The organism is Bacteroides sp. M10 (genome assembly GCF_014334015.1).
Classification (GTDB): Bacteria; Bacteroidota; Bacteroidia; order Bacteroidales; family Bacteroidaceae; genus Bacteroides; species Bacteroides intestinigallinarum.
Map to the genome: position 1 here is coordinate 5,468,213 of NZ_CP060488.1, position 15,252 is coordinate 5,483,464.

Annotated in this window: 14 protein-coding genes; all 14 read right to left on the reverse strand. The window is 33.9% G+C overall.

Annotated features, from left to right (window positions below):
• Positions 1 to 86: 86 nt before the first annotated feature.
• Entirely contained in the window at positions 87 to 1,400 is a 1,314-nt protein-coding gene (locus H8796_RS20235) for a UDP-glucose/GDP-mannose dehydrogenase family protein (protein ID WP_004314912.1), read from the reverse strand.
• Between the two features lie 25 nt (positions 1,401 to 1,425).
• On the reverse strand, positions 1,426 to 2,460 hold the full coding sequence (locus H8796_RS20240; protein WP_117938030.1) for an NAD-dependent epimerase: 1,035 nt from the start codon (positions 2,458 to 2,460) through the stop codon (positions 1,426 to 1,428).
• 204 nt (positions 2,461 to 2,664) lie between these two features.
• Positions 2,665 to 3,792, reverse strand: a complete 1,128-nt coding sequence (locus H8796_RS20245; RefSeq protein WP_004303669.1) for a glycosyltransferase family 4 protein — start codon at positions 3,790 to 3,792, stop codon at positions 2,665 to 2,667.
• An 11-nt stretch (positions 3,793 to 3,803) separates the two neighbouring features.
• On the reverse strand, positions 3,804 to 4,349 hold the full coding sequence (locus H8796_RS20250) for a serine O-acetyltransferase (protein ID WP_004303670.1): 546 nt from the start codon (positions 4,347 to 4,349) through the stop codon (positions 3,804 to 3,806).
• Positions 4,336 to 5,433 (reverse strand): glycosyltransferase, encoded by a 1,098-nt coding sequence (locus tag H8796_RS20255; RefSeq protein ID WP_117938028.1) that lies wholly within the window; start codon positions 5,431 to 5,433, stop codon positions 4,336 to 4,338. The genes H8796_RS20250 and H8796_RS20255 overlap by 14 nt, the downstream gene beginning before the upstream one ends.
• A 94-nt stretch (positions 5,434 to 5,527) precedes the next feature.
• Complete coding sequence (locus tag H8796_RS20260; RefSeq protein ID WP_117938026.1) at positions 5,528 to 6,631, reverse strand: glycoside hydrolase family 99-like domain-containing protein; 1,104 nt, start codon at positions 6,629 to 6,631, stop codon at positions 5,528 to 5,530.
• An 81-nt stretch (positions 6,632 to 6,712) separates the two neighbouring features.
• Positions 6,713 to 8,011, reverse strand: coding sequence for a hypothetical protein (locus H8796_RS20265; RefSeq protein WP_187343865.1), 1,299 nt, complete (start codon positions 8,009 to 8,011; stop codon positions 6,713 to 6,715).
• Between the two features lie 28 nt (positions 8,012 to 8,039).
• On the reverse strand, positions 8,040 to 9,176 hold the full coding sequence (locus tag H8796_RS20270; protein ID WP_187343858.1) for a polysaccharide pyruvyl transferase family protein: 1,137 nt from the start codon (positions 9,174 to 9,176) through the stop codon (positions 8,040 to 8,042).
• A gap of 7 nt (positions 9,177 to 9,183) precedes the next feature.
• Entirely contained in the window at positions 9,184 to 10,152 is a 969-nt protein-coding gene (locus H8796_RS20275; protein WP_187343859.1) for a Coenzyme F420 hydrogenase/dehydrogenase, beta subunit C-terminal domain, read from the reverse strand.
• Positions 10,136 to 11,686 carry an oligosaccharide flippase family protein gene (locus tag H8796_RS20280; RefSeq protein WP_117971896.1) on the reverse strand — a complete coding sequence of 517 codons (1,551 nt, stop codon included), beginning with the start codon at positions 11,684 to 11,686 and terminating at the stop codon, positions 10,136 to 10,138. Before H8796_RS20280 ends, H8796_RS20275 begins: the two co-directional genes overlap by 17 nt.
• Before the next feature lie 78 nt (positions 11,687 to 11,764).
• Complete coding sequence (gene rfbB, locus H8796_RS20285; RefSeq protein WP_117971894.1) at positions 11,765 to 12,838, reverse strand: dTDP-glucose 4,6-dehydratase; 1,074 nt, start codon at positions 12,836 to 12,838, stop codon at positions 11,765 to 11,767.
• Positions 12,839 to 12,845: 7 nt separating this feature from the next.
• Positions 12,846 to 13,712 (reverse strand): dTDP-4-dehydrorhamnose reductase, encoded by an 867-nt coding sequence (rfbD, locus tag H8796_RS20290; RefSeq protein ID WP_117971893.1) that lies wholly within the window; start codon positions 13,710 to 13,712, stop codon positions 12,846 to 12,848.
• A 5-nt stretch (positions 13,713 to 13,717) separates the two neighbouring features.
• A complete protein-coding gene (gene rfbC / locus H8796_RS20295; RefSeq protein ID WP_087321251.1) occupies positions 13,718 to 14,287 on the reverse strand; it encodes a dTDP-4-dehydrorhamnose 3,5-epimerase in 570 nt (189 codons plus the stop codon).
• Between the two features lie 49 nt (positions 14,288 to 14,336).
• The gene (gene rfbA, locus H8796_RS20300; RefSeq protein WP_004325813.1) at positions 14,337 to 15,224 is read right to left on the reverse strand and encodes a glucose-1-phosphate thymidylyltransferase RfbA; all 888 of its coding nucleotides are present in this window, start codon (positions 15,222 to 15,224) and stop codon (positions 14,337 to 14,339) included.
• Between the last annotated feature and the right edge of the window lie 28 nt (positions 15,225 to 15,252).

Sequence of the window (15,252 nt, forward strand, 5' to 3'; positions counted from 1 at the left end):
TCTGAGTCTGAGGACTTTCGAAATGTGCTATTAAGTAAAAAAGATGATATTCGCCTCAGTTTAAAGTGGAATTAAAATGAAAAGTATTACCTTCCTATACAATAATAAGTAACCCCTTTTTCCATCATTTCTACCGGGTCATATATATTACGTCCATCAATGATTACAGGGCTATTCATTGTACGCTTCAAAACACCCCAACTTGGCAAGCGAAATTGTTTCCATTCCGTTAACAACAATAAAGCATCGGCATTTAATACTGCATCATACATATCTTTCGCATAAGTAACTCCTTCACCGACACGGCGTTTACATTCATCCATTGCTACAGGGTCAAATACCTGAACTTTACAACCTGCTTTAATTAGCTGATTAATAGTGATTAACGCTGTTGCTTCACGCATATCATCAGTTTCTGGTTTAAATGCTAATCCCCAAATTGCAATAACTTTCCCGTGAAGTTCACCATTGTAATGCTTACAAAGTTTATTAAACACAATATGTTTTTGATTTTCATTTACTTCTTCTACAGCTTTCAACACTCTCATTTCATAGCCTCTATTTTCAGCAGTCTTAACTAGAGCTTTCACATCTTTAGGGAAACAACTACCGCCATATCCACACCCAGGATATAAAAATTTACTACCAATACGTGTATCCGCTCCAATACCTTTTCGCACCATGTTCACATCTGCCCCTACTAATTCACACAAGTTCGCTATATCATTCATAAATGAAATACGTGTAGCTAACATACTATTTGCTGCATACTTTATCATTTCTGCAGAAGGTATATCCGTAAAGATTACTCGGAAATTATTCAGCATAACAGGGCGATACAAACGACTCATAAGCTCCTTCGCCTTTTCGGACTCTATTCCCACTACCACACGATCTGGTCTCATGAAATCCTGAATAGCAGCACCTTCCTTCAGAAATTCCGGATTTGAAGCTACATCAAACTCAATATCAACTCCTCTTTTCTCTAACTCTTCGTGAATAGCCTTTTTTACTTTTTGAGCTGTACCTACAGGTACGGTGGATTTGGTGACAAGCAATACATATTTGTTTATATTACGCCCTACAGTACGTGCTACTTCCAGAACATAAGTTAAGTCTGCGCTTCCATCTTCATCCGGAGGCGTTCCCACAGCACTAAAAACGATGTCTACATTATCCAAACAAGTTTTTAAATCTGTTGTAAAGTTTAGTCTACCTTCCCTGTGATTACGTAATACCATTTCATCTAACCCAGGTTCATAGATTGGAATTTGACCATCTAACAGGCTTTTGATTTTCTCTTCGTTAACATCGACACACGTTACATTTACCCCCATTTCAGCGAAGCAAGTTCCACTTACTAAGCCAACATATCCAGTTCCTACAACTGCTATATTCATAATTAAAAATTTTAGATAACAATGATTATTTTAAAGGATTTTTCTCTGACTTATACCATTGTATGAATTTTGCGACCCCATCGTGTAATGTAACCATTGGTTCATAGCCAATTTCCCTTTTCAACATGGAGGTATCAGCATTAGTCTGATACACATCTCCAGGTTGCATGGGTAAGAATATTTTTTCAGCTTCATGGCCCATGGCAGATTCTATTTCATGGATAAAATCCATCAATTTTACTGGATGTGAACATCCTATATTGTATATTTTATATGCTACTCCATTCGAGCTTTTCTGTGTTACCGGAACATGATCCAGTGTCCGTATTGTACCTTCAACAATATCATCAATATATGTAAAATCACGAATCATATTTCCATTATTGAAAACCTTTATCTGTTCTCCATTTGAAATAGCTCTAGCAAATAACATAGGAGCCATATCAGGACGTCCCCATGGACCATAAACAGTAAAGAAACGAAGTCCAGTCACAGCAAGACCATACAGTTTACTATAACTATGTGCCATCAATTCATTACTTTTTTTAGTTGCAGCATACAAACTAACTGGAGTATCCACTTTGTCTTCCTCAGAATACGGTACTTTCGAATTTAGACCATATACGGAACTAGAAGATGCAAACACCAAATGTTTCACCTCATAATGACGACAACATTCCAATACATTCAAGAAACCAGCCAAATTACTTTGTAAATAAGCATATGGATTTGTAATAGAATATCTCACTCCAGCTTGCGCAGCTAAGTTTACAACCTTTTCAAAATGTTCCCTTTCAAAAAGTTCTTCCATGGCATGCCGGTCATCAATAGACATCCGTATAAATCTACAAGTCTCATACCTAGAGCTTTGTATCGGTTGATTCCATACAAATTCATCATTCAACATGATACCCATTTCCGATAATCGGCCATATTTTAATCGGACGTCATAATAGTTGTTTATACTATCAATCCCCACTACCTCATCGCCTCTAGATGCCAATACACCCATTAATTTAGACCCAATAAAGCCTGCAGCACCTGTTACTAAAATTTTCATAAATCACAAATTGTTTAATCTATCAATTCTATCATTCTTGCTTTCATTTCAGAGTAACATGCAAATCTATATTTACATATAAAAGGCTGTCGCTCGTCTGTAATGACAGCAAGTATGTCAGTATTCAGTACAGGAGAATAATCTCTCTACTAAATATTTCACCAATAAGTATGTAGGATTTATAATACCTGACAATTATTTCAATTAACTTGTAAATTTTACATTAAATAGGAAATCATACTCTTCTTTTAGTTTCTCCAATACAATTTCATCCGTATAGTTTGATAAAACTCGATTATAAGAATTATATGAAAACTGTTCTATCAAATCATTATCTATAATGTACTTTATTTTATTTACGAAGCATTTCACATCTAATTTCTCAACAATAAGTGAATCATTTTCTATAACACTTCTATTAAATCCTTGTGAAGTCGTTATAGGAATCAATCCCCACGCCATAGCTTCAGTTAAAGCATTAGAATGGCCTTCTCGTGGCTCTTTTGACGGAAAAATATAAAAACTTTTATCTACTAAATGTTTTTTCAATTCTTTATGATTACAAGCAGGAAGAATATTTATACGAGATTCTAAGTTACTTTCTTTAATTTTATTTTTAATATAATCTGTATAGAATTGACTTTCGCTATTTCCAATAATTTCTAAATAAACATTATTATACTCTTTCGCCAACAGAATAAAAGTATTAATAACAATATCGGTATTCTTCGTTTTAGATAATCGTCCAAAATACATCAAATTAATTTTATCTTTCGGCTTTTGAGGATACTGCTGAGGGTAAAAATCACCTTGAACATAATTAGGGTAATAAAAGATTCTCTTATTGGTATCTATTTTCTTTATTAGAGAAAAATTTTCTTTCCCTTGAGAAAATATTTCGTCACTTCTCCTTATAGCTCTTTTAAAAAAGAATTTATATAGGAAATGCCCTTCTTCATAATATTTATTAGCACCTCCACCTCTCATTTCATAAATGACTTTATAATGAAGTACTTTAGCAATGGCGATTAATAAATATTCAAAATATATCATTATACCATAAAAGCCAGCAATATGAACTATAGCTCCCTTTCTTTGTCCATTTATTAAAGTCTTTGCAAACAAAAAAATATTTGAGATTATTTTAAATAACAACTCAATAGAATTAATTAATGAATGATCATTAACCCTTATATATTTAGGGATTAGAACAATATCATAATTGAGTTTTTTCAATAGAGCAAGAGTTCTTCTATTACCTACTTCCCCGCCTCCGAATGGTATTTTACTCCAATCCCCAAAATTTGCAAAAAAATAAATACGATTTTTCACTTAGTACTACACTATTTATACTTAATAATTTTAGCAGGAACCCCACCCACAATACAATTATCAGGAATGTCATCAATCACCACAGCTCCTGCAGCAATAGTTACATTACTACCAATTCTAACCGGACCAAGTATTGTCGCACCAGTTCCTACATAACAATTATCTCCCATAATAATTGTACCTTTTTCACCTGGCCTTTTTTTACCAAATAAAACTAGAGGCAATAAAGTACAATTATCTCCTCCCCTAACCATTATATCAACACGCCTAAATCCAGGATGCATTATTTGTAATCCTGCTCCCAAAGTATTTGGGAATATGCAGATATTCGTTTTTACTACATACCTTCTATACATGATAAAATAATAGCTATATTGCAAAAAATTATACCAATGTCTATTATTTAAATAATATTCGTAATAGCGTAGTAATCTTAGATATCGATGAATTATATAATTCTCACTATATGTTATTTTTTGTAGAAACGGATAACATAAAGGATTACGTTTTTTATCTTCTTTAAGATAACGTTTAAGTTCTAACCTACTCTGTATCATTGTGACTAAATGCATTAAAATAACCTTCTGCACAATGACGCATGGAGAAATTATTCTCAAAATATTCTTCTAAATGAATTCTGTTAAAATACTTTTCATCATCAAATGCTCTTTTCAAAGTATAATAAAAGTCATCTGCATCAAAACTTTTAGAAACATATCCATTAGATTCACTATTGATTACATCAGGTATTCCACCTGCTGGTGTACATATTGGTATAACGCCACAAGAGATCGCTTCCAATAATGAAATTGGGAGTCCTTCAAATAAAGATGATAACACAAAAAAATCAGCCTGTAACAGATAATCACCAACATTATTTTTTGCACCTAGCCAATATATTCCTTTTTGCGCATTATTGAGAATATGTATATTTTCTTCCGAATCATACGCTGTACCAATTAATATCAAAATACCATGATTTCCCTCATTTAAGAAACGGTTGAATGTATCTACTAACAACTTTTGATTCTTTGCCTTAGCACACCGAGCTACATGTACGAAGATCTTATCATCATCATGTATCCTTAGCTCATTCAACTCAATAGTCACTTTATCATAATCAGTTGTTTGCTGGAGTCTTGATCGCCCATTCACTATGTTTATAGCGTTATCCATATTGTATAGTTTCTTATATGAATCAAGACACAACTGCGAGATAGTCACCGGCTGCACTTTCTTTTTATAAAACCATTTATATATGAATTTTAGATTTTTATTGATTAAACATCTCTCAGCAAGATTATGTATAGTATGAAAATATCTTATACCAGGCAATAATATTGCGGGTAAAAATAATGTAATCAGATTTGCATGAGAATGTACTATATCAGGCTTTTCTTCTTTTATAATTTTCAAGATACGCCAGATTGATTTTACCCCTAATCCACTCTTACACTTTAGATTTATATATTTTATTCTAGCACTAATCTCATTCTTATAATATGAGTTTTCCAAAATTGAGTCATCATCTGTAGTACATAAGACTAATTCATTATTTCTAGATAATTCATTAGATAGGTCTATTACTAACCTTTCAGCTCCAGCAGCTGCAGTAGAATAATGTAGTTCCAATATTTTCATATTATTATATCACAAGTTATCAATAGATTAAACAAAAGGAAGTTATGCGTCAATAACATCGTTATTCTATTAAATTCCGTTTGTACAAAAAGTATCACACTCCAATAGACTCTTTTAAAGCATCCAAATACCCATGTCCAAACTTCAAATCTGGTTCTACATAATTTCCCTCTGCCCATTCATTCCAAGATCTCAAAAATAGAATTTTATGTTCGTCCTGTTTCTTTGAAATTATCTCTAATGCTGTTTTTATATGTTTTTCAAAAAGAGCAGGAGTAGAATCAGTATAAATTACTGCACGACGCCCTCCTCGTGGTGATCTATCCCAATTAGGAATGATTGATGGATATACATCTTCCCGATAATCATAAGATGTATAAAAATTAGAAATAATATCACTATATTTATATTTATCAAGAGGGGTATAATTAGGAAAAACTTGACGTAACTTATGCTGAAGTAACTTACTCCAACGTCCCTTACATTGTTCCTCCGCATGCCACAAATTTGAAGGAGCTAATGCGTCAAAACCTAAATCAAAGATCTTTTGATACCTATTAACAGCTGCATTTTGGAGCCCGACAAAATGTATTCCTGACAGTCCATTTTTTTTTGCTAAATTCTGCCATATATTAATAAAGTGTTTTGCATCAGGCAAAGCTTCGGGATCGTATATCAAAAACATAGGTTTTCCATCCACAGCGATATATCTTTTATCCTTAAACGCAGGTAATACATTATCAAAATGCTGTACAATATCCTCATCACCAGGATATTCTTGTATCATCAAATCTAAATTCTTATGTTTTTGGGCATCACTATTCCACGTCCTACGCGTCCAACTATGATTAGCCCATCCCAAACAAAATGGGAAATCAGGTTTTCCTGACGATAAAACTTCATTAAAAGGACGTTCAAGTATCTGTTTACCATTACCAAACCAATAATGCCAATACATAAATCCCTCTATCCCTGCCTCACGTGCCATATCCGCTTGCGCTTCTCTAACCTCAGGCATCCTTAAATCATAGTAGCCTAAATCCGCAGGAACTCGTGGCTGATAATGTCCTTTAAACAAGGGTTTAGCTTTTCCTACATTTGTCCACTCCGTAAAACCCTTTCCCCACCATTCGTCATTTTCCTTAATTGGATGAAATTGAGGGAGGTAAAATGCAATAACTCTTGCTTTTGTAATCATATCTTATATATTAACACTTAATAAATTTCAGTAAAATAATAATATATACATATTTCTGATAAACTAAATAGCTTACTCAAATCAATGTTCTCTGCCTATAAATATTTTCGACTCCATTAATAATAGCGTATAGAAAATAATAAAATATTTCATATAACCATATTCTCCTGTAATAGCCGAATAAGCAATGTAATAAACAGCTAATGTAATCACAAACAATGTTACATTAACATTCTTGTTCATTCTATATACACCCCTAAATAACCAAACAAATGTAATGACCCACACACACAAGCCTACTATACCACTATTACAAAGTACAACGAAAATAAGAGACTCGAAAGCTAATAAAACAGGGTGAAGATCATGAATAGACATGTAATAACCACACCATTCATATCCCTTTCCAAAAATTAAACAATCCTGTATTTCCCTGAAGCAACCATTCAGTTGCTCCATACGCATATCAATAGAAGAACCTTCCACATTCGTTTGGCGACTATCTTTAATAAAAATTGAATCTATCGTTGCTGATAATTCTGGTATATTTTCAATAATAATATAACCAATAAATCCTATAACAGCGACATATATCATCGGTTTAATTCGACGTAACATTAATAGATAAAAGAAAACAGTCAGAAACATGGCACCTATCGGAGTACGAATGCCACAAAGAAAAATACAAACAACAATAAAAAACATCAATAAATATACAAATAATGGTTTTATTTTATCTTTCAAAGAATAAAGGTATACCATTGCTAAGCCTAAAAATAGACCGAAAATCATAGGGTGAGTGAACACCGATGATATTTTGATAATAAGCCGAGCCATTTGCTCACCAAATTGAGCCTCACGCAATTCTGCATTATTAATCTGTGCCATAAAATAGACATAAGGATTTAATCCATTCAAGGTCAACAAGAAAATTCCATATATAACGATGACAATAATTACAATAATCATACAGTTTCTACTATATCTAATGATTTTAGGATCATATCTAGACACATTCCACATAACTATTGGTAATACTAAATTAGTCATCATATTTGCACGCCATGAATTCAATGCAATATCTGTTGGAACAAACTCCTGAAAAGGCATCATAATAAGCATCATAACATAGAAAAAAATAAATGGATAGAATGGACGCAAATCCAACCTAACTTTACCGTGATGTTTATAATAATCTATGACAAAAGCAATAAGAAGTAAAATATTCGCAAAATTCCAGCTCAGAGAAATCCCTAAAAAATTTATATTAAAATATGGAACCAAAAAAAAGTAAGCGAGATACAAAACCAGACCTATTCGCAACTTTACGAAAAAAGCCACAAGAATGATAATGGTTAACCAAGATTGAATAAATGCCATAGAGCGGATATTGTAATATAGGCTAAAATTAGTCCAAGCTTTTATATTTTGTAACTATTCTCTCTACTATAGCATCTGCTTCCTTTTCACCGATATCATTTATCATGGCTGTACTATCATAAATGCCATTTGCTTCAAATGCTCCTTGAAATTTATAACTATATGCTAACCCAAACAATGGTACTCCTGTATACATAGCTGCAAAATTAGCATGCATACGTGTACCAATAAAAAACTTCATTTGAGATATAATAAACTTTATTTGGGGCGAAATCAAATCTTGATCAATAAGTATAATATTGCTCTTATCATGCAATTTAGAATAGACATCACGTGCAGCTTCCAAATCGTCATTTGCAACTTCTACTTTCTGATAATTATATGAATGAGGTATTAAATAAATCGCAATATTCTTCTGTTGGAAATAAACAATAAGTTTATTTATGAGATATGGATACGTAGAGAATTGCCCTGAAAGAGTTCTAAATTTATTGCTATAAGCCAATCCGCTTATATTAATACCTATTGCATTAGCCTTAATTTCAATGTTAAAAGGTTCCGGTTTCATATAGTATGACAAATCCCTCGTTTGTTCATACTTCAATCCCATTGCCTCCAAATCAGAAGCATATTTATCATCACGAACAAAAATTTGACTAGCGTAACAAAGTATACGGTCAGCTATAACTTTATTCTTGCTCTCTCTAAATGGTCCTAATGTTTGAGGAAGAATAATAACAGGAATATTAAATTTCATTGCTAAATTGATATCAGGCAACCGATTGAGAAAAGAGGTAGTATTATAAATATCTGAAAAGCCATCTCCTCCATTAATTGCAGCAACGTACTCGACTTGCTTTATCATTCGTCCTAAATTAGTAAAAGGTAAACAAACATGCAAATATTTAAACAACAAAGCTTCTACAAAAAAAACATTAACCGTTAAACATTCCCATTTCACACCTGCTATATCAATCTTTTGAATATTAGTTCCCCTATTTTTTGATTTAAAAAGATTTTTCACAAAACGAAAATTTAGAATTTTCGTCTCCTTTGATAACAATTCTCTCTCATTCAGAAAAGAAAGTGAGCCATAGCTTAAAGCTGCTGTTCCTCTATTATTATCTCTAAAATTAAGTCCTGAAATGATAATATATGGTTTCATTGTATTTTTATTTAACAATTTTATAAACAATTCGAATTATAAGCATATGAAATCTAAGCATGAATGGAGATAATGTCATGATTTTCTTATATAATATATTATTCCCCATTTTTGATAATATATTATTAAACTTTTTTTCTAGCGATGCTTTATCTTTGGCCATTATAGTATGTCCTTGAGCTTCTATATAGTCTTCCACAGAAGAATCTATTAGCCGCAATAACGACTTATTTTTCATTTCTTCAATAAAAGCTAATCCCTTCTCTGTATTGATTAAAAACATTGTATGACCTATTTTGTCACTAATTTTATATTTTCCCAACCAAGGATCTGCTAATGATACATCCGCCTTATAGCTAATATCTTCTTTGCACATGAGGCAACGTTTGGGACGGAATAATTTTGACTGATGCATTAATCTCCAAGGATTAGTATAATTATTTTTATATATTTTTTTACCATCAAACAATTCTATTTGTATCCCACTTGGCCACCCATTTCCCCTATATTGCATATTAATCACCTGACTTTTATCAATACCCATATACCGATAACAAAGCCATGTTCCCTCAAGAGTAGTTTGTCCTGAACAACAGAATGATATAATAAAATTATTAATATTATTCCTATCCAACACGGACCGTATTCCTTGAACTTGACAAGGCATACAAGTCACTATAATACCATTTTTAATACTCGATATATTCTCCTTTAAAAAAGAGAATATATCGATATCTTGATAAACACTACCACAGATATTTATTTCATTAAAGTCATATATCAATTTTGGAATATAGCCGCACTTTTCTTTATCATAAACAAAAGTCATAGAGGTATCATATTCAGACGTTGAAAGGAGATATTTAATGATAGATGTTCCTATACCGCCCGAAGATGCTTTATAACGAATCAGGTCATCTGTTGAATATCCGATATAATAAGCTAATGCTTTATTTATATTAGAATTTTCTTTCATATCTCTTATTAAATTTATTCTTGATATATGTTATAAAAAACGTGCGTTCATCCTTAGACATTCCACTAAAAAATATAAAGATACATGTAGCTACCAATGACACTAAGGAAAGTATTATAAAACGTTCTAATCCTTGCGTCATGAAACTAATTATAATATATGGAGATATCAATGAAAATATAGAAACCAATATAACCCTTACTATAACATCCTTAAAAAATATTCGTATAGACAACCCTATAATCCTATGTAGCATTATTAAACGAACAACAAGGCAAAGAATAGAAATAAAAATAGTTGCATAATAGCAATATGCTGGCTCAAATCCCATTTTAAAAAGACCATATGAAAGCGGAAATGCCATCAAAGCTAATCCTCCCACAATTATTTGGTAATTCCGTATGTTGCCAGTGGCTAACATTGCAGTAAATAAAGTATTTGAGAGAGATTGACATAACATATATATCAAAGATAACTGTACAAAAATAACTGTATATTTTGGTGTATTTTTCAGCCAACATGCAAGAATATATTCTGTTTCGAAAAGAATGGGTATTACCATAATCAACAAAAGATAAAAAGAATAACGCGAACCAGTCATTACAAGTTTCATCATATATTCTCTATTTCCAGATGCATAAGATTTTGTTATTTGCGGATTAAGTGCCATGACAAAATTGCTTACAAACTGATTTAAAGCATTATCAACTTGTGTCGTAATTCCTCTAGCCGCATTAACTGCTACACCAAAGAATATATTTAAAAGAATATTAATTCCATAGTTAGTCAAAACGACCGATGAGGACCCAATTATATTCCAGCCAGAGAATCCTAAAATTTGTTTATAATAAAAACGTTCTTTTACCAATTTGAATTTACATTCAATAAAATTTTTCGAACAATACACCCCATAAATCATACGAATAGCTAAAGAAACCAGCAACATTAAAGCTCCATATATTATCAACTTATCAAAAGTGGATAATATCAATAGATAAACGATGAGTAATTTCAGAATAGACTCTATTAAAGTGATATAAGCAAAAGCAGCCATCCGTTCATGTGCAATTATAGTTGAATTATATGGGATGCTAATAATATTAACAACAAATGTTATTAATGAAAACTGAAACACCCAGTTAGCAGCCGTTAATCTTGATATAGGGATATTCATTTGATTATTCAAAAAATATACACCTACGCTCTCTGCAAGTACGATTATTACGAGTGCTATAATTATATGTATTAATACAGCTGTCGAGAAAATCTCCTGACTATGATTTTCATCTTTTTTTCCTAATTCATATGTAATGAAGCGTTGTGTAGACGATGTTAATGTAGCACTAATTAAAGCGAACATTCCAACAAATCCACCTACAACATTATAAATTCCAAAATCATTTATACCTAGAACTTCTAAAATCACACGTGAAGTATACAAACTTATGGCCATTGTAATGAATGTCCGAATATAAAGAAGTAATGTATTCTTCGCTATACGTTTAGAATTATTTTGTGTAATATTTTCAGTCAAAATAAAAAATTATCCGTTAATTATTAATGTTTATAGAAAACTTTAATAATTCATTTTACCAATATAAAAATGCTCTTATTAAAGAGATTTATCATCTCTATCATTGTCTTTTTGATAATCACCACTTGTCACATTATCCATCCAGTTCTGATTATCCAAATACCATCTAACAGTTTTCTCTATCCCTTCTTCAAACTGTAAACTTGGTTCCCAACCTAATTCATTCTTTAATTTATTCGAATCAATTGCATAACGCAAATCATGTCCTTTACGGTCTGTTACATAAGTAATCAAATGATCTGAAGTACCCTCCGGATTACCTAACAAACGATCAACTGTCTTTATGATTACTTTTATAAGATCAATATTCGTCCATTCATTAAAACCACCAATATTATAGGTATCAGCCGTGTTTCCGTTATGGAAAATCAAATCTATCGCCCTAGCATGGTCAACAACATACAACCAATCTCTTACATTTTCTCCCTTACCATATACAGGCAAGGGTTTGCCCTGACGGATATTATTTATAAACAATGGAATCAGTTTCTCCGGAAACTGATAAGGACCATAATTATTGGAACAGTTTGTCACAATGGTAGGCATACCATAAGTATCATGAAAAGCCCTCACAAAATGATCGCTACCTGCCTTGCTAGCTGAATAAGGACTATGGGGCTGGTATTTAGTTTCTTCCGTAAAGAAGGTGCCATCGAATTCCAAAGCGCCATAAACCTCATCTGTAGAAATATGATAAAAACGCTTACCTTCGTAACATTCAGGAAGATATTCCCAACTCAACCGGGCAGCCTGTAATAAAGAAAGGGTACCGATGACATTAGTGTGAGCAAAAGCAAATGGATCCCTAATACTACGGTCTACATGACTTTCAGCGGCCAGGTGAATAACTCCATCAATACGATACTGCTTGAAAATTTCTAGCATTTTATCAAAGTCACAGATATCAGCCTTTACAAAGGTATAATTAGGCTGATTCTCAACATCTTTCAGGTTAACCAGATTACCGGCATAAGTCAGTTTATCCAGATTGATAATATGATATTCAGGATATTTATTGACGAACAAACGTACAACGTGTGATCCGATGAAGCCTGCTCCACCTGTAATCAGTATATTCCGTGCAAAATTCATGTCTATTTTAATAAGCTGATTGTTGTTTCAATTCATTTATACATTTCTGTAGAGAGTCCTTCCAGTAGGGAACAGTGATTCCAAAAGCAGATTTCACCTTTGTTTTATCCAGTACAGAAAAATGAGGACGCTTTACCTTACTGGGAAATTCATCGCTGTGGCAAGGTTGAATATCACACACATTGCCACTCAAGTCACAGATTTCCTTCGCAAAGTCATACCATGAACACACACCTTCATTACTAAAATGGTAGATGCCTTCTTTATAGAGTTGATTCTCCTCAATCACTTGATAGATAACAGATGCTAAATCTCCGGCATAAGTGGGAGTACCAACCTGATCAAAGACTACTTTCAGGGTATCTTTATCAGCTGTGAGTTGTCGCATCGTTTTTACGAAGTTCTTCCCATAAGGGGAATAAAGCCAGGCGGTACGAAAGATAAGATAATGACAGCCGGTCTCTTGTATGCTATGCTCACCGGCCAGCTTCGTTTTACCATACACACCCAAAGGATTAGTTTCCCAATCTTCCCGACAAGGGACATTTCTGTCTCCCTGAAAAACATAATCAGTAGAGACATGTATTAAGGTAGCATCAGCTTCTTTTGCTACAACAGCCAGATTCTCCACTGCCTTATTATTCAATAAATCAGCAGTCGCGAAATCGTCTTCCGCCTTGTCTACATTGGTATAGGCAGCACAATTAACGATGACATGAATTTGGTTGTCATTGACCATTTTACGGATAGAATCACGACTGGTTATATCCAACTCTGCCACATCGGTAAAAATATATTGGTTGGAGCTGGTTGACGACACACGGCGCATCTCATTACCAAGCTGACCGTTAGCTCCTGTCACTAGAATATTCATTGAGCTTAATACAGATTTTCGTTATAATCAAATAACCAGCCGGCTTCTTCCAGACGTTCGTGATGTTGGTCTTTCCCGGAAAGGATTATTTTATCAGCAGGAACCTTCCAGTCGATTTTCAATGCGGGATCATCCCAAGCCAGGGCACCTTCACATTGGGGAGCATAGAAGTTGTCACATTTATATTGAAAAATAACCTCTTCCGTCAGGACAACAAAGCCATGGGCGAATCCACGCGGAATAAAGAACTGACGATGGTTTTCTTCAGTCAATTCCACTGATACATGCTCTCCAAATGTTGGTGAGCCTTTACGAATATCGACAGCCACATCAAGGACAGAGCCTTTAATGACACGTACCAGTTTACTCTGGGCATAAGGTGGCTTCTGAAAATGAAGGCCACGTAAAACACCATAGCTGGATTTACTTTCATTATCCTGGACAAAATCTACCTTACGGACCTTTTCTGCAAATTCACGTTGAGAGAAAGATTCGAAAAAGTAACCACGGTCATCTTTAAAAAGGCGGGGTTCAATGATGACAACGCCCTCGATAGCAGTTTTGATTATTTCCACTGTGATTAGTGTTTGTTAGTTATTTAAATTACCGGAAAGAAATATGGCATTATTCCAGTCCCAGTTCATTTATTACTTTTAAAAGGTACTGGCCATATTGGTTCTTTAGCATGGGCTTGGCCAGTTCACGCATTTTATCCGCTGTTATCCAGCCATGACGCAGGGCAATACCTTCAAGACACGCGACTTTCAATCCCTGACGCTTTTCAATCACTTCAATAAAAGTACTGGCTTCGGAAAGAGAATCGTGCGTGCCGGTATCAAGCCAGGCAAAGCCACGGCCTAATAGTTGGACCTTTAATTGGTGGTCATTGAGAAATTCCTGATTAACGGTAGTGATTTCTAACTCTCCACGGGGAGAGGGTTGTATATGTTTGGCTACATCCACCACTTTATTGGGGTAGAAATAGAGTCCCACTACAGCGTAGTTAGATTTTGGATTTGTAGGTTTCTCTTCGATGCTCAAAACATTTCCATCCTTGTCAAAGTCAGCAACTCCATAACGTTCGGGATCGGCAACCCAATAACCGAATACGGTTGCTTTCTGCTCCTCCTCGACTGTACGGACAGCCTCCTGCAACATGCGGGTAAAGCTTTGGCCATAGAAGATATTATCACCTAATACCAGGCAGACGGAATCATTGCCGATGAAGTCTTCACCGATAATAAAGGCTTGTGCCAGACCGTCCGGAGAGGGTTGTTCGGCATACTCAAACCGTACTCCATAGTCGGAGCCATCGCCTAAAAGACGTTTGAAGCCCGGAAGATCATAAGGAGTGGAAATGATCAGGATCTCACGGATTCCAGCCAACATAAGGACTGAAATCGGATAATAAATCATGGGTTTGTCAAAGACAGGAAGCAACTGCTTACTCACTCCTTTGGTGATAGGATACAGACGAGTGCCTGAACCACCGGCTAAAACGATTCCTTTCATAAAAGCTTATTTCAATTTTAGAAAATAA